Raw genomic sequence first — 788 nt, 5'->3', positions numbered from 1 at the left:
CTTTAATAGAAGCATTAGTTAAATTAACAGATTATGAGATAGAGCATAAGGAGAAAAATCTTATTAATTCAATGATAAAGATAGCTGGATTTCCTTTCATAAAAGATATTAATGATTTTGATTTTAGTTATCAAGATAATATAGATAAACAAGAGATATTGGATTTACTTACACATAGATTTATACATAATTTTGAGAATGTAGTATTTATTGGAAGTAGTGGTGTAGGTAAGACACATCTTGCAACAGCTATAGGAATATCTACTGCTAAAAAGAGAATGTCTACTTATTTTATTAAGTTTAGTAATTTAATAGCACAATTAAATAAGGCAAATAAAGAAGGGAGATTAAATGAACGTATAAAGCATTATTGTAAGTATAGGGTGTTGATAATAGATGAATTAGGATATATTCCAATAACTAAAGAAGAGACACTTATGTTTTTTAGATTAATAAATGAAAGATATGAAAAGAAGTCAACAATAGTTACAACTAATGCTGACTTCAAGTATTGGGGTGATATATTTTCTGATAATACTTTAGCAAGTGCTATATTAGATAGATTATTACATCATTGTAATGTTATTAATATAGTTGGTAGATCATATAGAGTTAGGGATTATTATCAAGAATAAAAAACTACATTCTTATTTTGACACAATCTTACATTTTTATATTGACATTAACATATATTTTTGATTTTGATTTTTTATAGTTTAAATTTATAATAAAAAAGGCATTTGAGCTATTAAACTCATTTGCCTTTTATCTATACTTAGAATAATTCA

The 788-nt window shown here is 24.2% G+C and carries 1 protein-coding gene; it reads left to right on the top strand.

Annotated features, from left to right (window positions below):
• Nucleotides 1–635: IS21-like element helper ATPase IstB (gene istB / locus AYC59_RS07415; RefSeq protein ID WP_082752757.1), on the top strand; the 635-nt coding region annotated here is incomplete at its 5' end.
• Between the last annotated feature and the right edge of the window lie 153 nt (nucleotides 636–788).

Source organism: Pseudostreptobacillus hongkongensis (genome assembly GCF_001559795.1).
GTDB lineage: Bacteria > Fusobacteriota > Fusobacteriia > Fusobacteriales > Leptotrichiaceae > Pseudostreptobacillus > Pseudostreptobacillus hongkongensis.
The sequence above is the reverse complement of the archived record's forward strand: the minus strand, read 5'-3'. Positions and strand labels throughout refer to the sequence as shown.